This window comes from Tabrizicola aquatica, assembly GCF_002900975.1.
Lineage (GTDB): Bacteria > Pseudomonadota > Alphaproteobacteria > Rhodobacterales > Rhodobacteraceae > Tabrizicola > Tabrizicola aquatica.
In genome coordinates this window covers 30,203-46,837 of the sequence record NZ_PJON01000001.1, presented here as the reverse complement: position 1 = coordinate 46,837, position 16,635 = coordinate 30,203, and the positions used below count along the sequence as shown (strand labels likewise).

The 16,635-nt window shown below is 66.6% G+C and carries 16 protein-coding genes; 4 read left to right on the top strand and 12 right to left on the bottom strand.

Going from position 1 to position 16,635, the window contains the following annotated elements; translation table 11 throughout:
- Positions 1–44: 44 nt before the first annotated feature.
- Together CXR42_RS00235 and CXR42_RS00230 are read left to right on the top strand one after the other, a co-directional pair.
- Positions 45–911, top strand: a complete 867-nt coding sequence (locus CXR42_RS00235) for an S-methyl-5'-thioadenosine phosphorylase (RefSeq protein WP_103255518.1) — start codon at positions 45–47, stop codon at positions 909–911.
- A 15-nt stretch (positions 912–926) separates the two neighbouring features.
- Entirely contained in the window at positions 927–1,460 is a 534-nt protein-coding gene (locus CXR42_RS00230) for an adenine phosphoribosyltransferase (protein WP_103255517.1), read from the top strand.
- Between the two features lie 192 nt (positions 1,461–1,652).
- On the opposite strand, the gene CXR42_RS00225 is transcribed toward CXR42_RS00230, so the two are convergent.
- The 11 genes from CXR42_RS00225 to coxB form a co-directional block, all read right to left on the bottom strand.
- Positions 1,653–3,062: an FAD-binding oxidoreductase gene (locus tag CXR42_RS00225; RefSeq protein WP_103255516.1), complete on the bottom strand. Its 1,410-nt coding sequence runs from the start codon at positions 3,060–3,062 to the stop codon at positions 1,653–1,655.
- 46 nt (positions 3,063–3,108) lie between these two features.
- Complete coding sequence (locus tag CXR42_RS00220; protein WP_103255515.1) at positions 3,109–3,915, bottom strand: MBL fold metallo-hydrolase; 807 nt, start codon at positions 3,913–3,915, stop codon at positions 3,109–3,111.
- 219 nt (positions 3,916–4,134) lie between these two features.
- Entirely contained in the window at positions 4,135–4,719 is a 585-nt protein-coding gene (locus CXR42_RS00215; RefSeq protein WP_103255514.1) for a GNAT family N-acetyltransferase, read from the bottom strand.
- Entirely contained in the window at positions 4,719–5,975 is a 1,257-nt protein-coding gene (locus CXR42_RS00210) for a M16 family metallopeptidase (RefSeq protein ID WP_103255513.1), read from the bottom strand. Before CXR42_RS00210 ends, CXR42_RS00215 begins: the two co-directional genes overlap by 1 nt.
- Complete coding sequence (thrC, locus tag CXR42_RS00205; protein ID WP_103256948.1) at positions 5,975–7,360, bottom strand: threonine synthase; 1,386 nt, start codon at positions 7,358–7,360, stop codon at positions 5,975–5,977. Before thrC ends, CXR42_RS00210 begins: the two co-directional genes overlap by 1 nt.
- An 11-nt stretch (positions 7,361–7,371) precedes the next feature.
- Entirely contained in the window at positions 7,372–8,040 is a 669-nt protein-coding gene (locus CXR42_RS00200) for an SURF1 family protein (protein ID WP_103255512.1), read from the bottom strand.
- Between the two features lie 68 nt (positions 8,041–8,108).
- A complete protein-coding gene (locus CXR42_RS00195; RefSeq protein ID WP_103255511.1) occupies positions 8,109–8,912 on the bottom strand; it encodes a cytochrome c oxidase subunit 3 in 804 nt (267 codons plus the stop codon).
- Between the two features lie 25 nt (positions 8,913–8,937).
- Positions 8,938–9,531: a cytochrome c oxidase assembly protein gene (locus tag CXR42_RS00190; RefSeq protein WP_103255510.1), complete on the bottom strand. Its 594-nt coding sequence runs from the start codon at positions 9,529–9,531 to the stop codon at positions 8,938–8,940.
- Positions 9,528–9,722: a hypothetical protein gene (locus CXR42_RS00185; protein WP_103255509.1), complete on the bottom strand. Its 195-nt coding sequence runs from the start codon at positions 9,720–9,722 to the stop codon at positions 9,528–9,530. The genes CXR42_RS00190 and CXR42_RS00185 overlap by 4 nt, the downstream gene beginning before the upstream one ends.
- A gap of 1 nt (position 9,723) precedes the next feature.
- Positions 9,724–10,668 carry a heme o synthase gene (cyoE, locus tag CXR42_RS00180; RefSeq protein WP_103255508.1) on the bottom strand — a complete coding sequence of 315 codons (945 nt, stop codon included), beginning with the start codon at positions 10,666–10,668 and terminating at the stop codon, positions 9,724–9,726.
- Positions 10,669–10,738: 70 nt separating this feature from the next.
- Positions 10,739–11,650 carry a cytochrome c oxidase subunit II gene (coxB, locus tag CXR42_RS00175; protein ID WP_103255507.1) on the bottom strand — a complete coding sequence of 304 codons (912 nt, stop codon included), beginning with the start codon at positions 11,648–11,650 and terminating at the stop codon, positions 10,739–10,741.
- Between the two features lie 174 nt (positions 11,651–11,824).
- On the opposite strand from coxB, the gene CXR42_RS00170 reads away from it, so the two are divergent.
- Together CXR42_RS00170 and tldD are read left to right on the top strand one after the other, a co-directional pair.
- Positions 11,825–12,634, top strand: coding sequence for an alpha/beta hydrolase (locus CXR42_RS00170; RefSeq protein ID WP_180995937.1), 810 nt, complete (start codon positions 11,825–11,827; stop codon positions 12,632–12,634).
- A 56-nt stretch (positions 12,635–12,690) separates the two neighbouring features.
- A complete protein-coding gene (gene tldD / locus CXR42_RS00165) occupies positions 12,691–14,112 on the top strand; it encodes a metalloprotease TldD (RefSeq protein ID WP_103255505.1) in 1,422 nt (473 codons plus the stop codon).
- Between the two features lie 118 nt (positions 14,113–14,230).
- Here tldD and CXR42_RS00160 read toward each other — a convergent pair whose 3' ends face one another.
- On the bottom strand, positions 14,231–16,531 hold the full coding sequence (locus tag CXR42_RS00160; RefSeq protein WP_103255504.1) for a Tex family protein: 2,301 nt from the start codon (positions 16,529–16,531) through the stop codon (positions 14,231–14,233).
- Positions 16,532–16,635 lie beyond the last annotated feature (104 nt).

Genomic DNA, 16,635 nt, shown 5'->3' with positions numbered 1-16,635 from the left:
CCGCTCGCCCTCTATCCTGCCGGCGACCAGGACAGGAGGCCCCCATGCAGACCATGCTCGGCGTCATCGGCGGATCGGGGGTCTATCAGATCGACGGTCTGGAAGGCGCAAGCTGGGTCAAGGTCACGACCCCCTGGGGCCAGCCCTCGGACGAGGTCCTTGTCGGCCGCCTGCATGGCCTGCCCGTCGCCTTCCTGCCGCGCCATGGCCGGGGTCATGTCCACGACCCCGCCACCGTGCCCTACCGTGCCAACATCGACGCCCTGAAGCGGCTGGGCTGCACCGACATCCTCGCCGTCTCGGCCGTAGGCTCGCTGCGTGAGGAGTTCGCCCCCGGCGATTTCGTCCTGGTGGACCAGTATATCGACCGCACCACGCGTCGCCCGCCCAGCTTCTTCGGCCCCGGCTGCGTCGCCCATGTCAGCCTGGCCGACCCGACCTGCCCGCGCCTTGGCGCGCTCGCGGCCGAAGCCGCGCGGGACGAGGGGCTGACCGTCCACCAGGGCGCGACCTACCTGTCGATGGAGGGGCCGCAATTCTCGACCCGCGCCGAAAGCCGGATGTACCGGGCCTGGGGCGCCGACGTGATCGGGATGACCGGCTTTTCCGAGGCCCGTCTCGCCCGCGAGGCCGAACTTTGCTATGCTTCCCTCGCCATGGTCACCGATTATGACTGCTGGCATGACAGCCACGGAGCGGTGGACGTGGCCCAGGTGATCGCCGTCCTCCATGCGAACGCCGCGGCTGCCCGGGGCCTGGTCGCCCGCCTGCCCGCCATGATGGACCCCGACCGCCAGCCTTGCCCGCACGGCTGCGACCGCGCCCTTGCCCACGCCCTCATGACCGCCCCCGACAAGCGCGACCCCGATCTTCTGGCCAAGCTCGACGCCGTCGCGGGCCGCCTTCTTTAGCCCCCGGGAAAGACCATGCCGAAAACCGTCAAGGACTATATCCGCACCATCGTCGACTTCCCGCATGAAGGGATCCTCTTCCGTGACGTGACCACGCTTTTTGCCGATCCGCGCGGCTTTCGGATGTGCGTCGACCAGCTTCTGGCCCCCTATGCCGGGATGCGCATCGACAAGGTCGCAGGGCTGGAGGCGCGGGGCTTCATCCTGGGTGGAGCGGTGGCGCACCAGCTGTCGACCGGCTTCGTCCCGATCCGCAAGAAGGGCAAGCTTCCGGGCCAGACCATCAGCCAGGCTTACCAGCTTGAATACGGCGAAGCGGTGGTCGAGGTGCATGACGACGCAATGCAGCCCGGCGAAAAGGTGCTGCTGGTCGACGACCTCCTTGCCACCGGCGGCACGGCCGAGGCCGGCATCCGCCTGATCGAACGCCTCGGGGCCGAGGTCGTGGGCTGCGCCTTCGTGGTCGACCTGCCCGACCTTGGCGGCCGCAAGAAGCTGGAAGCGATGGGGATGGAGGTCCACGCGCTTTGCGCCTTCGAGGGGCTCTGAACCCCCCGCCGATTTTCGCAGAAAATCGGTTCCGGTGCGGCGCGATGGACTTCCGTTAACCGACTTGTAAGAGAATCACTCTAGAGATTGGTCTTGTCAGGCCTACCCAGCCTGACCGCGCTGCTACCCACAGCGTGACCCACACACCCCCAAAGCACCCCGTCGCAGGTATCCTCTTGCGGCGGGGTAACCTTATCCCAGGACCGCGCCGGGGTTCATGATCCCCAAGGGGTCCAAGGCCGCCTTGATCGCCCGCATCGCCGCCAGCTTGCCCGGATCGCCATAGCGCGCCAGGTCCGCCACCTTCAATCGCCCCACCCCATGCTCGGCCGCGACCGACCCGCCCAGGGCATGCACCAGATCATGCACCCGCGTCTTGACCTTCTCCCGCACCGGATCGTGGTCCTTCCGGTGCGCCCCCTGCACCGGAAACACGTTCCAGTGCAAATTGCCGTCGCCAAGATGGCCAAAGCAGTTGATGCGGAACGCTCCCAGCCCGGCCAGTTCCCCCGGCGCGCGCCCGATGAACTCCGGGATCGCCGACAAGGGCAACGAGATATCGTGGCTAGACACCGCGCCGACCCTGCGGTTGCCCTCCGGGATCATCTCGCGCAGTTGCCACAACCCCGCCGCCTGCGCGCCCGAGGTTGCGATCACCCCGTCGCTTACCAGTCCCCGGTCATCGGCTGCATCGTACAGATTGGCCATCGCCACCTCGGGCTCCAGCCCAGCGGGCAGACCCAGTTCCACCAGCACCATCCACTCCGGCACCGGATCCAGGGGCGCACGAACCTCGGGCATCGTCTCGGCCAGAAAGTCAAAGCCCACCCGGCTGATCAGTTCGAAGGCCGAGACCATGCCCCCCAGCCGCTCCTGCGCCAGCGCCAGCAAGTCCAGCGCCGCCGCCGGTGAGGGCACCGCCAACAAGGCCACAATCGTGGCCGCCGGGATCGGGAACAGCCGCAGATTGGCCGCCGTGATCACCCCCAGCGTGCCCTCCGAGCCGATCATCAGATGCCGCAGATCATAGCCCGCATTGTCCTTGCGCAGCCGCGTCAGCCCGTCGAACACCGTCCCGTCCGGCAGCACCGCCTCGATCCCCAGGCACAGGTCGCGCGTATTGCCATAGCGCAGCACATGCACGCCCCCCGCATTGGCCGCAAGGTTCCCGCCGATCCGGCAACTGCCCTGGCTCGCCAGCGTCAAAGGAAACAGCCGCCCCACCGCAGCGGCCTTGGCCTGAACATCGGCCAGGATCATCCCGGCCTCGACCACCAGCGCGTTTTCCTGCGGATAGGCGCCACGCAGCCGGTTCATCCGCTCCAGCGACAAAAGCAGCGGCGCCGGCCCGTCCACCATGACTTGCCCGCCGACCAGCCCCGTCCCCCCGCCCCAAGGCACCACGCCCACCCGCGCTTGGGCGCAGGCTCGGACAACTACCGCCACCTCTGCCGTGGTTTCCGGCCGCGCAACCGCACCCGCATGACCCTGCCACCGGCCCCTGGGTTCCTCCAGATGGCGCGGCTCCGGCGCCGTGATCCGGCCGGGCGGCAGAAGCCCCGCAAGATGGGAAACAAAGGCGGCATCACAGGGGTTCAGCATCGCGGGGCTCCTTCACCCCGTTGGTAGCGAAGCAGGCCGCCCCGCGCTAGGGCGCGTCGATATATGCCGGCTCCAACACCATGATCGTCGGCTGCGACGGCAGGTCATCCAGCGACAACGCGATCTGCGCACCCCCGGTCTCGACCACGCTGAACTCGGCCGACATTTCGGCCAGGAAGGCTTGCAGCGACGCCTGACTGAACCAGTGCATCGGGATCACCACGCTGGACCGCAACCGCCGCACCACCCCCGCCATATCTTCCAGCCGCAGGGTATAGCCGCCATCCACCGGCACCATCAGCACATCCAGCCGACCGATCGCCGCATATTGCTCGGGCGAGGGGATCTGGTGCAGATGCCCCAGATGCCCGATGCACAGCCCCCCGGCCTCGAAGATGAAGATCGAGTTGCCGTCCCGCCGCGCCCCCTCGCCAAAGGGCCCGCGCGTGTCGGTGGGCACGTTGCGCACCAGCATCGTCCCCAGATCCAGCCGATGCTCCGCCGCCGCCCCGCCCTCCGGCCAGCCCTCCAGCACATGCGGGATGCGCCGGTCGGGGGCAGCGGTCCAATGGGTGGAATGGGCGTTGTTCATGGTGACCACATCCGGCACCAGGTCCTGCGTCCCCAGATAGCCGGTGTAATCCGTCACCGCCACCGTCCCGTCCGGGGTCACGATGGCAAAGCTTGCGTGGTCGACGTACCGGATCAGAACGCTGTCGGCCTCCAACCCCTCCTCCAGCGCCACGGGCACCACCGTGGGCTCACCCCGGGCCAGGGCGATGCAATGCGACGGGATGCGCTCCTGCGCCATTGCGGGGCTGGCGATCAGGACAAGGGCGGGCAGCAGGCGCATCGGTCACCTCCGGGTTTTGCGAAGGGTAACCCGGATTGCCCCAGCGTCACGCGCCACACCGATCACGGATGCGCGATCACCTCCCGCCTGCCCCTGCCCCTTTCACATTTGCCCAAATATCCCCGCCGGAGGCCGCCCGAGCGGTTTTGCGTCCTTCACGCAAAACCGTGAGACAAAAGGCACGCGCCGCAAGGCGCTCAATTCGGCAGCCGTCCCGACCTAGCCGACGTCGGTCCGCCCGCGCCGGTCGCCCCGCAGGTTGGCGTACAGGACATGGTTCCGCCAGCGCCCGTTGATCTGCAGATAGCTCTGCGCCACGCCTTCATACTTGAAGCCGCATTTCTCCAGCACCCCGCGCGAGGGCACGTTCTCGGGCAAACAGGCCGCCTCCAGCCGCGACAGGTCCATCCGGGTAAAGGCGTGATGCGTCAGCGCCAGGATCGCCTCGCGCATATAGCCCTGGCGCGCGAAGGGCTGGCCGATCCAGTAGCCGAAGGTTCCGGTCTGCGACGGGCCACGGCGGATATTGTCCAGCGTCAGCGCGCCCAGAAGCTGCTGGTCCTCGCGGCGGATCATCAGCATCGGCAGCGCGGTGCCCTGCGCCTCGGCCCGCTGCGCCCAGTAGACCCGGTTGGTAAAGGCCCGCCGCGTCAGGTGGTCATTGGCCCAGACCGGCTCCCATTTCACCAGGAACTCGGCCGAGGTCTCGCGGACCTCGGACCATTGCCGCCAGTCGCCATGCTCGGGCAGCCGCAGCGTCATGCGCTCGGTCTCGACCCGGACGCGGCGCTTCAACCCCAGCATCAGGCGGCAAGTCCCTTGCGGATCGCGTCAACGCCCGGCGCCCCGGCCACCGGCCCATAGACGGCCAGCGCGGCACGGGCCGCCGTCAATTCGGCCGCATGGATGCGCACCGCGGCCGTATCGACCGCGTCGATCTTGGCGACCGCTTCGGCCACATCCGGCACCCGGCCCCAGATCGACAACAGGCGTGCATTGCGCTCGGCCCGGCTTGAGGGGCTTTCCAGCCCCATCAGCAACCCGGCCCGCAGTTGCGCCCGCGCCCGCGCGACCTCGGCCTCGGTCATGTCCTCGGCCGCGCGCTTCAGCTCGTCGATGGTCAACTGGGTCAGCTCGCCGATCTCCGCCTCGGAGGTGCCGGCATAGATCGTCATGTGCCCGGTATCCTCATAGGCCGAGGATTGGGCATAGATCGAATAGCACAGCCCCCGATCCTCGCGGATCTTCTGGAACAGCCGGCTCGACATGCCCCCGCCCATCGCGGTGGCATAGACTTGCGCGGTATAGACCTTGTCGTCGCGGTAGCCCGGCCCTTCGAACTGCAGCGCGAAATGTACCTGCTCCAGATCCTTGACCTCGCGCCGCTCGCCACCGACGAAGCGCGCCGGCTCGACTTTCGAGGCCCCGACCGCTTTCAGCCCACCAAAGATCCGCTCGGCAGCAGCGACGATGGCGTCATGGTCCACGCCCCCCGCCGCCGACAGGATCATCTGGTCCGGCCCGTAATGCGCCCCGGTGAAGCCTTCGAAATCGGCCTTCTTGAAGGAGGCAACCCGTTCCTCCGGCCCCAGGATCGTGCGACCAAAGGGCTGGTCGGGATAGCTCACTTCATGCAGCCAGTCGAAGATGATGTCGTCCGGCGTATCCAGCGCCTGGCCGATCTCTTGCAGGATCACATGACGCTCGGTCTCGATATCCGCCTTGCGAAAGACGGGGTTCAGCACGATGTCCGCGATCACGTCCAGCGCCATCACCACGTCACCGGACAGCACCCGCGCGTAATAGGCCGTCATCTCGCGGCTGGTATAGGCGTTGATATAGCCGCCCACATCCTCGATTTCCTCGGCGATCCGCAGCGCCGACCGGCGGCGGGTGCCCTTGAACGCCATATGCTCCAGGAAATGCGCGATGCCGTTCTGTTCCGGCGTCTCGTGCCGCCCTCCAGCCTCGACCCACAGGCCGACCGAGGCGGATTGCAGGCCCGGCATCGCCTCGGTGACGATGCGGAACCCGTTGGGCAGAGTATGCAAACGCTGCATCAGTGGGCGATCCTTTCGCGGACGACAGCCTGCAAGGCGACAAGGTCATTCGGCACCCGCGTCACCCGCTCTGGCCGGTCGAACAGGTCCGCCATATGCGGCGGCAGTCCCGGCCTGATCCCGGTCGCCCGCTGCACGGCATCAGGGAACTTCGCCGGATGCGCCGTGGCCAGCGTGACCATCGGCGCGCCGCCGACATGTTCTTCAGCCACCTTCACCCCGACAGCGGAATGCGGGCAAAGAAGCTCTCCGGTCGTTTTCCAATGCCGCGCGATCACCGCCAGCGTCTCGTCCTCATCACAACGGCCCGAGGCAAACGTCCCCCGCAGGCTTTCAATCGCGCCCTGGCTGATCTTGAAGCCCCCGGATTTCATCTCGCCCATCAACTGCGCCACCGCCGCGCCGTCGCGCCCATAGGCATCGAACAGCGCACGTTCGAAGTTCGACGACACCTGGATATCCATCGACGGGCTGATCGACGGCCGGACCCCGTTCGTCCGGTAGTCCCCGGATTTCAGCGCCCGGTCCAGGATGTCATTCTGGTTCGTCGCAATCACCAGCTTGTCGATCGGCAGGCCCATCCGCTTGGCGATGTAGCCCGCGAAGATGTCGCCGAAGTTGCCCGTCGGCACGGTAAAGCTGACCTCGCGATGCGGTGCCCCCAGCGCGGTCCCGGCGTAGAAGTAATAGACCACCTGCGCCAGCACCCGTGCCCAGTTGATGCTGTTCACCCCCGCCAGCCGCACCCCGTCGCGGAAGGCAAAGTCGTTGAACATGTCCTTCACACGGGCCTGCGCGTCGTCGAAATCCCCGTCGATGGCCAGCGCATGGCAGTTCGCCTCGGACGGCGTCGTCATCTGGCGCCGCTGCACCTCCGATACCCGGCCATGCGGGAACAGGATGAACACATCCACATTCTCCAGCCCGCGGAACGCCTCCATCGCTGCCGACCCGGTGTCGCCGCTGGTCGCGCCGACAATGGTGATCCGCTCGCCGGTCTTGGCCAGCGCCGCCTGCATCATCTGCCCGATAAGCTGCATGGCAAAGTCCTTGAAGGCCAGCGTCGGCCCGTGGAACAGCTCCAGCAGGAAATGGTTCGATCCCAGCTGCACCATCGGCGCGCGGGCGGCGTGGTGGAAGCCCTGGTAGGCCTTGGCGATCAGGCCGCGAAACTCGTCATCCCCGAAAAACCCGCCCAGATAGGGACGCATCACCCGGAACGCGACCTCCTCATACGAAGCCCCCGCCAGCGCCGCGATCTCGGCCTTCGACAGCACCGGCACGGTCTCGGGCACATAAAGCCCGCCGTCGCGGGCAAGGCCCGTCATCATCGCCTCGCCGAAGCCAAGGACCGGGGCCGCACCGCGGGTCGAGATGTATTGCATCGCCATCGCCTTCAAACCTTCCGCGCCCTGATACGCCAGAGAAGAAAGACTGTCATCCCCGCCCAGGTCGCCGCCAAGAGGAACCACTGGATCGCATAGCCCCAATGGTTGTTCGGTATAGTCGAGGTATCGACCGGAACCGGCGCAATCCCGTCACCGGTTGGCGCGCTGGCGACAATAAGTGTCGGTTCCGTTCCCAGCTTGGCCGCCATCGCTGGAACGTCGCGGGCAAACCACAGGCCGGTCCGTGCGTCCGGCGCGGGGGTAGAACTGTTGGTATCCTGCGGCCAGTGCAGATTGCCCTCCACCCTCGCCTCGCGCGGGGGACGGGGCGCGGCCCGTGCGTCGTCGGCGACGAAACCGCGCTGCACCATGATCTTGCGGCCATCTGGCAAGGCGAAGGCTTCGATCACCAGAACGCCCGGACTGGCCCCCGTCTGACCGGCCAGCACCTCTAGATAATTACCGGTGAACTGGCCCTCGGCCACCACCGCCTGGAACTTGTGCGCCGCCTCCTCGGGGGCGGCGGGCAGCGGGATCGGCGCGTTGGTGATCCGCGCCTCGATCTCGTCCAGATAGACCCGCTTTTCCTCCATCCGGTCCAACTGCCAGAAGCCCAGGCACATCAGCACGGCGACGCCGGCGACGCCCAACATGATCGGAAAGACATAGCGGCGCATCAGCGACCCCCGGAAACGAAAAGCGCAGGCCCGCAGGCCCGCGCTTGATGGTCAGGTCGGGCGATGGATCAGCCCTGACCCCAGACGTAGATCGCGGCGAACAGGAACAGCCAGACCACGTCGACAAAGTGCCAGTACCAGGCCGCCGCCTCGAAGCCGACGTGCTTTTCAGGGGTGAAATGCCCCTTCAGCGCGCGGATCAGACAGACGGTCAGGAAGATCGTCCCGACCACGACGTGGAAACCGTGGAAGCCAGTCGCCATGAAGAACGTCGCGCCATAGATGTTGCCCGAGAAGCCAAACGCGGCGTGGCTGTATTCATAGGCCTGCATGCCGGTGAACACGACGCCCAGACCAATCGCCAGGATCAGCCCGTTCACCAGGTCCTTGCGGTTGTTCTCATGCACCAGGGCATGGTGCGCCCAGGTCGCGGCGCAGCCCGACAGAAGCAGGATCAGCGTGTTGATGAAAGGCAGGTGCCAGGGGTCGAAGGTCTCGATCCCTTCCGGCGGCCAGACGCCGTCGACGGCAGGCGACTGCGGCCCCATCGGGTACATGCGGTGCTTGAAGAAGGTCCAGAACCAGGCCGCGAAGAACATCACTTCGGACATGATGAACAGGATGAAGCCATAGCGCAGGCCCAGCCGCACGACCGGCGTATGGTCGCCCGTCCGGCTTTCATGCACCACGTCCGACCACCAGGCGAACATGACATACAGCACGCCCGCCAGGCCGATCAGCCCCAGCCAGGGGCCCGATCCGTGCATCCACAGCACCGCGCCGAACAGCATGGCGAAGGCGGCGACCGAACCCAGAAGCGGCCAGATCGACGGCGGCAGGACGTGATAATCGTGATTCTTAGCGTGGGCCATGGCCGACGGTTCCCTCGTTTCTTGTTCAGTTCACCGCGGAAGCGTTGTCCGCAGCAGTCGTTTCCAGGGCTGCCTGTTCTTCGGGCAGCGGAGTTTCGTGGAAGGTATAGCTCAGCACGATCTCTTGCACAAACTTGCCTTCGATATCCTCGACCATCGCGGGATCGACGTAAAAGCTGACCGGCATCTGCACCGTCTCGCCCGGCTGCAGCACCTGTTCGGTGAAGCAGAAGCACTCGATCTTGGTGAAGTAGCCGCCCGCGGCATAGGGAAACACGTTGAAACTGGCCGTACCGGCCACCGGGCGGTCAGTCGGGTTATGCGCCTCATAGAAGGCCAACCCGGTCTCGCCGATGCGGATCTCCATCGACGGAACGACGGGGCGGAACTGCCAGGGCATCCCCTGCTCCAGCGAGGCGTCGAACCGGACCTTGACCGTGCGGTCCAGGATGACGTCCGACCCGGTCTCCGCGACCGAGGTCGTGCCGCCAAAGCCGGTCACCCGGCAGAACCAGTCATAGAACGGCACGGCGGCAAAGGACAGCGAGGCCATGGTGACCACGACCCCGACCAACTGAACCAGCGTGCGCTTGGGGCCCTGCAGGCGGGGGAAAATCATGGTGTACCCTCCTCCGTCGGGATGGACTGGGGCTGTACCACATGGTCATAGCCCTGCAACGGGTCGCCGCGCTGGACCTTCACCACGGTCAGCGCAAAGACCAGCGCGACAAAGGCCGCCAGCGTCAGGCCAAGGCCAAGGTTGCGGCTGAAGCGACGCTTGTGCAACTCATGCTCGGGGCGGAAAGTCATGTCACCAGCCCCCCAGGCCTGCGGATTTCAGCGCCAGTTCCACCAGGAAGGCGGCGAAATGCAGGAACAGATACAGCAGCGAAAAGCGGAAGAAGGCCTTTTCCACCGCGTACTTGTCCGCCTCGGCCATCGCCTCGTCCCGCCGCCAGATGCGGAAGGCCCCGACGACGAACCAGGCGTTCAGCACCACCGCAACCGCCAGCGTCAGCGGCCCGCCGATCGAGGTCACCGCAGCCCCCAGCGCCACCGGCACCAGCAGCAGCGTATAGACCAGGATATGCACGCGCGTGGACTTGCGACCGTGGGTCACGGTCAGCATCGGCACGCCTGCGGTGTGGTAGTCCTCCTTCATGAACAGGGCCAGCGCCCAGAAATGCGGCGGCGTCCACATGAAGATCAGCGCGAACATCAGGAAAGCCTCGACCGAGACGCTGCCCGTCGCCGCGACCCAGCCAATCATCGGCGGAAAGGCCCCCGCCGCGCCGCCGATGACGATGTTCTGCGGGGTCGAGCGTTTCAGCCAGACCGAATAGACCACGGCATAAAAGAAGATCGTGAAGGCCAGCAGCGCGGCTGCGACCCAGTTGGTGGCCAGCCACAGCATGACCACGCTGATCCCCGACAGGGCGAGGCCAATGGCCAGCGCCTCGCCAGCCTCGACCTTGCCGGCCGGGACCGGACGGCGCGCGGTGCGCTTCATCACCGCGTCGATGTCGGCGTCCCACCACATGTTCAGGGCACCGCTGGCGCCCGCGCCCAGCGCGATGAACAGGATGGCGGCAAAAGCCTCGACCGGGTGCAGCGCAACCGGCGCGACCAGCAGGCCGACCAGCGCGGTGAACACCACAAGCGACATCACGCGCGGCTTCAGCAGTTGCACGTAATCGCCGAAGCCCGCCTCATACGGGGTCGGGGTCGCGCCCTGATATGCTCCGATATCGCTCATATTGGTCCCGTCTGGCGTTCGGGGGCCTGCCACGGCAGCCCCCCGTCAGATCGTTGCACTGGGCTTGCGCTCAGTCGTTCGCGGCGACTTGCACGGGGGTCGAAGTCTCGACCGCCGACAGTTGCACATCGCCCGCCTTGGCCTTGGTCAACCATTCCGCATAGGCCGCTTCCGACACGACTTTCACCGTGATGGGCATATAAGCGTGCATCTGGCCGCAAAGTTCCGAGCACTGGCCGAAATAGACGCCTTCGCGGTCGGCCTTGAACCACAGCGCGGCGGTCCGGCCCGGCACGGCGTCCTGCATCACGCCAAAGGCCGGAACCTTCCACGAGTGGATGACATCAGCAGCCGTCACTTGCACCACGACAACCTTGCCGACCGGCACCACGACAGCGGTGTCGGTGGCAAGCAGGAACTGCTCTTTCGTGTAGCCAGCCTCGGTCAGCTGCGCCTCGACCTCGGGCGTCATCATGTTGTTGCCCCCCGTCGCGGGCGAGCCGATCATGTAGCTGTCGAAGGCGACGCCCTCGTCCACATATTCATAACCCCAGTACCACTGGTAGCCAGTCGCCTTGATGGTCACCTCGCCCACCGGAATCTCCTGCTGCTTGAACAGGATCGGCAGCGAGAAGGCCCCGATGAACACCAGGATCACGATCGGGATGACCGTCCACGCCACTTCCAGCGGGCTGTTGTGGGTAAAGCGCGCCGGCGTGGGGTTCGAACGGCGGTTATAGCGGATCATCACATAGATCAGCAGCGCCGTGACGAAGATCACGATGGCGGTGATGATGTACAGGATCATGTGGTCCAGCCATTGCAGGTCGCGCGCCCCTTCGGTCGCGGCCGGCTGGAACCCGATGGCGCCGTCCACCGGCTGGCCAACGATTTCAAGGGCTTGCTGGGCCATCGCCCCACCCGCGGCCAGCGCGGCGGTGCCAAGGGCGGCAATCCCGGTCATCACAGTGGAAAGGCGCATGTCTTTTTCCCGTTCGCATGGCGGCCTGTCGCCGCCCTTTTCGGTCCCTGCCGTCAAGGGCAGAATCCCGTTGTTTCCTGCGGTCCTCAAACCATATTAGCTGGGCCGGGACAAGCAAAACCGTTGCGACAAATGGCGCCCGGACAGGCGCCCGACCTGCAGGTGCCACCCGCGATGCTCCTTCTGAAACTGGCCACCGCCACCTTCGGCCTGATCTACGCCGCAGCAATCGCGATGCTGTTTCTTGCCCAGCGCGAGATGCAGTATTTCCCCAGCCGCGAGGATCCGGCACCCGAAACCCTCGGTCTGGCCGGGGTCGAGCGCCTGACCATGAGCACCCCAGATGGCGAAAGTCTGGTGCTGTGGTTCTCCCCACCCGATCCCGGCCGGCCAACCGTTCTTTTCCTGCACGGCAATGCCGGCAGCATCGCGCACCGCGCCGACCGGCTGGCCTTCTACCAGTCCCGTGGCTTCGGCACGGCCTTCCTGTCCTGGCGCGGCTACGGCGGGTCAACCGGCCAGCCGGACGAGGCGGGCTTGCTCCTGGACGCCGAGACCGCGCTGGCCCACCTTGCCACCCGCGGCATCGCAACCGACCGTGTGGTGCTGGTGGCGGAATCGCTTGGCACCGGGGTTGCGGTCCAGCTTGCCGCCCGCAGCCCCGTCGGTGCCCTGGTGCTGGAGGCCCCGTTCACCGCCGCCGTCGATGTTGCCGCCCGCGCCTATCCCGGCGTCCCCGTGCGCTGGCTGATGCGCGACCAGTTCCGCTCGCGCGACCATATCGCCAAGGTGCGTGCCCCGCTTCTGATCCTGCACGGCGAGCGCGACAGCATCATCCCGATTTCGTTCGGCCGCACGCTCTTTGACCTTGCCAACCAGCCCAAGACCTTCCGCTCGCTCGGCCCTGTCGGCCATGACGCGACCGGCGACCCCGCCACCTGGGCCATTGGCGCCGATTTCCTGGACCAGGCCTTTCCGCCTTGACCCCATGGTCCGCGCAGCCCATCTCTGGCCCCTGCCCTTTGCGCCCGAGGCCCCCGATGACCGATGCCCCCTTCCGCCCGTTCGAAACCCATCTGGACGAGGGGGCAGCCCTTGCCACCCTGCGCGCGGCGACGGACGGGGCCGATGACGGCGAGTTGTTCCTGGAACGCCGCCGGGCCGAGACCATCGTGCTGGACGACGGCCGCATCCGCCAGGCGACCTATGACGCCAGCCAGGGCTTCGGCCTGCGTGCGGTCAGGGGCGAGGTCGCGGGCTACGCCCATTCGACCGAGATCACCGAAAGCGCCCTGCGCCGTGCGGCCGAAACTGCCCGTCTTGCCGTGGGTGCGGGCGGTGGGACGATGGCCGCCGCGCCGCGCGGCACCAACACGCGCCTCTATCGCGCCGACGACCCGATGGCCGATGCGACCTTCCCGGTGAAGCTTGAAACCCTGCGCGAGATCGACGCCTATGCCCGCGCGCTGGACCCGCGCGTGGTGCAGGTCTCGGCCACGCTCTCGGCCTCTCTGCAAGAGGTCGAGATCCTGCGCCCCGAGGGCACCCGCCTGGCCGATATCCGCCCGATGGCCCGGATCAACGTCAGCGTGATGATCGAGGAGAACGGTCGCCGCGAACAGGGCGGCATGGGCAAGGGCGGCCGGCATGGGCTTGCCACCCTCATGTCCCCCGACACCTGGAAGCCGATGATCGCCGAGGCGCTTCGCATCGCCCGCGTCAACCTCGGCGCGGTCGAGGCCCCGGCGGGGGTGATGGACGTGGTCCTAGGCCCTGGCTGGCCCGGCATCCTGCTACACGAGGCCATTGGCCACGGGCTGGAAGGCGACTTCAACCGCAAGGAAACCTCGGCCTTTGCGGGGCTTATGGGGAAACAGATCGCCTCCAAGGGCGTGACTGTTCTTGATGATGGAACAATCTCCGACCGGCGCGGGTCGATTTCCATCGACGACGAAGGCACACCTTCCGCCAAGAACGTGCTGATCGAGGACGGCGTGCTGGTCGGCTACATGCAGGATCGCCAGAACGCGCGGCTGATGGGCGTGGCCCCCACCGGCAACGGGCGGCGCGAGAGTTTCGCGCATATCCCGATGCCAAGGATGACCAACACCTACATGCTTTCCGGCAATGACGACCCGGCCGGGATCGTGGCCAGCCTCAGGGACGGGATCTACGCCGTGGGCTTTGGCGGCGGTCAGGTGGACATCACCTCGGGCAAGTTCGTGTTCTCCTGCACCGAGGCCTACCGCGTCCGCAATGGCGTCATCGGCGAGGCGGTAAAGGGCGCGACCCTGATCGGCGACGGGGCCACGGCGTTGAAAGGCATCCGCGCCATCGGCAACGACCTTGAACTGGACCCGGGCATCGGCAACTGCGGCAAGGCCGGACAGTGGGTTCCGGTGGGCGTGGGCCAGCCGACGCTGCTGATCGGTGGTCTGACCGTGGGTGGCGCATCGGCCTGACCGGGGCGCGCAAAACTTTTCGAAAAGTTTTGCAAAATCCTTCGAAGGATTTTGGCCCGCCGGACGCTTGGCTTTCGCTAACCCGCCAGATTACCCCGTCGTTCGCAGGGACTTGCCCCTAGCGACCGAACTTACCCTTCAACGCGTCCGCAAAGGCATTCCCGCCCGCCTGCGGCCCCGACTGCATCGGCCCCCGCACCGGCTTGCTCGCCGCAGGCCCCCGCTCTCGCGCCTGGTCCTTTGCGCTGGCGCCGCCGTCCGATTTCATCGTCAGCCCGATCCGCTTGCGCGGAACGTCGACCTCCACCACCCGGACCTTGACCACATCTCCAGCCTTTACAATGGCATGCGGGTCCTTGACGAAGCTGTCGGACAGTTGGCTGACATGCACCAGCCCGTCCTGATGCACCCCGATATCCACAAAGGCACCAAAGGCCGCGACGTTGGTCACCGTGCCTTCCAGCACCATCCCGGGCCTCAGGTCGGTGATCTCGTTCACCCCATCGGTAAAGGTCGCCGTCTTGAAGCTGGGGCGCGGGTCGCGGCCCGGTTTCTCCAACTCGGACAGGATGTCCCGCACGGTCGGCAGGCCGAACTTCTCATCCACGAAACTGGCCGGATCAAGCCGCTTCAACGCCGCCCCGTCGCCCATCAAGGCCCGAATGTCCCGCCCACAGGCCGCAACGATTTTCCGTGCCACGTCATAGGCTTCCGGGTGAACGGAGGAGGCATCCAGCGGCTCTTTCCCGCCGGTGATCCGCAAGAACCCTGCCGCCTGTTCGAACGCCTTCGGCCCCAACCGCGCGACCTTCAGCAGGTCTTTCCGCGTGGCAAAGGGCCCGTTCTGATCCCGATGCGCCACGATGGCCTCGGCCAACCCCGGCCCCACCCCCGACACCCGGGCCAGCAAGGGCGCCGAGGCGGTGTTCAGGTCCACCCCGACGGCGTTCACCGCATCCTCGACCACGGCATCCAGCGACTTTGCCAGCCGGTGCTGGTCCACGTCGTGCTGATACTGGCCCACGCCAATCGCCTTCGGCTCGATCTTCACCAGTTCGGCCAGGGGGTCCTGCAAGCGCCGGGCAATCGACACCGCGCCGCGCAAGGAGACATCAAGATCGGGAAACTCCTTTGCCGCCAATTCACTTGCCGAATAGACCGAGGCCCCGGCTTCGGAAACCACGACCTTCACCGGCTTTTCCGCCCCCGCGGGCAGCAGCGCCAGAAGGTCGGCCACCAGCTTCTCGGTCTCGCGGCTGGCGGTGCCGTTGCCGATGGCGATCAGCTTCACCCCATGCTGGCCGATGGCCTTGGCAATCGCCACTTGCGCGCCACGCACGTCGTTCTTCGGCTGGAACGGATAGACCGTATCGGTCGCCACCACCTTGCCTGTCGCATCCACCACCGCAACCTTCACGCCGGTCCGAATCCCCGGATCAAGGCCCATCGTCGCCTTGCCCCCAGCCGGAGACGCCAGCAGCAAGTCCTTGAGGTTCCTCGCGAAAACCCGGATCGCCTCGGCCTCGGCTGCCTCGCGCAGTTCCGCCATCAGGTCCAGCGTCAAGCTGGTTTTCAGCTTCACCCGCCAGGCCCAGGCCGCCGCATCGCGCAGCCACTTGTCACCCGCCCCCGGACCCGCGGCCCCTACCGCCGCACCACATGCGCGTTCCGCCGGGCTTTCCCCACGCGGAGCCTCGGCATCGATTTCAAGGTCGAGGGTCAGGAACTCTTCGTTGCGGCCCCGGAACATTGCCAGCGCCCGGTGCGACGGCACCCGGCCGAACTCCTCGGTATGGGCGAAATAGTCCGAGAACTTGGCCCCCGCCGCCTCTTTCCCCGCCACCACCTTCGCCGCAAGCTTGCCCGCCTTGCGCATGTGATCGCGCAACCGGCCCAGAAGGGCTGCGTCCTCGCTTAGCCCCTCGGCCACGATGTCCCGCGCGCCTTCCAGGGCCGCCTTGGTGTCCGGGAAGGCGTCCGAGACAAAGCCGCCCGCCAACACCACCGGGTCCGCCGTCCGATCCGCAAGGATCGCGTCCACCAGCCCCTGCAAGCCCGCCTCGCGGGCGATCATCGCCTTGGTGCGGCGCTTGGGCTTGTAGGGCAGGTAGATGTCCTCAAGCTCAGCCTTGGTGACGGCCCCGGTGATCGACTTGGCCAGCGCCTCGGTCAGCTTGCCCTGCTCGGTGATCGACGACAGGATCGCGGCCCGCCGGGCCTCCAACTCGCGCAGATAGCCCAGACGTTCTTCCAGCTTGCGCAGCTGGGTGTCGTCGAGACCCCCCGTCACCTCCTTGCGGTAGCGCGCGACGAAAGGCACCGTCGCGCCGCCATCCAGAAGTTCGACCGCCGCGCTGACCTGGGCAGGGGTCGCCCCGATTTCCGAGGCGATCAGGCGGGGGATCTGGGTCAGGCTCATGCGAATCCTCAATGCTGGGATTGGCAGCCTATCCCCGGTTCCGGGCAAGGTGAAGCACCCGCCGGCAACTAGGACAAGCCTCTGACCGACAATGAAAATATTCC

Excerpts from the sequence above, each read along its gene's own strand:
- CXR42_RS00235 (WP_103255518.1), top strand. The coding sequence starts at position 45 with ATGCAGACCATGCTCGGCGTCATCGGCGGATCGGGGGTCTATCAGATC.
- CXR42_RS00230 (WP_103255517.1), top strand. The coding sequence starts at position 927 with ATGCCGAAAACCGTCAAGGACTATATCCGCACCATCGTCGACTTCCCG.
- CXR42_RS00225 (WP_103255516.1), bottom strand. The coding sequence starts at position 3,062 with ATGCTGAACCCCTGTGATGCCGCCTTTGTTTCCCATCTTGCGGGGCTT.
- CXR42_RS00220 (WP_103255515.1), bottom strand. The coding sequence starts at position 3,915 with ATGCGCCTGCTGCCCGCCCTTGTCCTGATCGCCAGCCCCGCAATGGCG.
- CXR42_RS00215 (WP_103255514.1), bottom strand. The coding sequence starts at position 4,719 with ATGCTGGGGTTGAAGCGCCGCGTCCGGGTCGAGACCGAGCGCATGACG.
- CXR42_RS00210 (WP_103255513.1), bottom strand. The coding sequence starts at position 5,975 with ATGCAGCGTTTGCATACTCTGCCCAACGGGTTCCGCATCGTCACCGAG.
- thrC (WP_103256948.1), bottom strand. The coding sequence starts at position 7,360 with ATGCAATACATCTCGACCCGCGGTGCGGCCCCGGTCCTTGGCTTCGGC.
- CXR42_RS00200 (WP_103255512.1), bottom strand. The coding sequence starts at position 8,040 with ATGCGCCGCTATGTCTTTCCGATCATGTTGGGCGTCGCCGGCGTCGCC.
- CXR42_RS00195 (WP_103255511.1), bottom strand. The coding sequence starts at position 8,912 with ATGGCCCACGCTAAGAATCACGATTATCACGTCCTGCCGCCGTCGATC.
- CXR42_RS00190 (WP_103255510.1), bottom strand. The coding sequence starts at position 9,531 with ATGATTTTCCCCCGCCTGCAGGGCCCCAAGCGCACGCTGGTTCAGTTG.
- CXR42_RS00185 (WP_103255509.1), bottom strand. The coding sequence starts at position 9,722 with ATGACTTTCCGCCCCGAGCATGAGTTGCACAAGCGTCGCTTCAGCCGC.
- cyoE (WP_103255508.1), bottom strand. The coding sequence starts at position 10,668 with ATGAGCGATATCGGAGCATATCAGGGCGCGACCCCGACCCCGTATGAG.
- coxB (WP_103255507.1), bottom strand. The coding sequence starts at position 11,650 with ATGCGCCTTTCCACTGTGATGACCGGGATTGCCGCCCTTGGCACCGCC.
- CXR42_RS00170 (WP_180995937.1), top strand. The coding sequence starts at position 11,825 with ATGCTCCTTCTGAAACTGGCCACCGCCACCTTCGGCCTGATCTACGCC.
- tldD (WP_103255505.1), top strand. The coding sequence starts at position 12,691 with ATGACCGATGCCCCCTTCCGCCCGTTCGAAACCCATCTGGACGAGGGG.
- CXR42_RS00160 (WP_103255504.1), bottom strand. The coding sequence starts at position 16,531 with ATGAGCCTGACCCAGATCCCCCGCCTGATCGCCTCGGAAATCGGGGCG.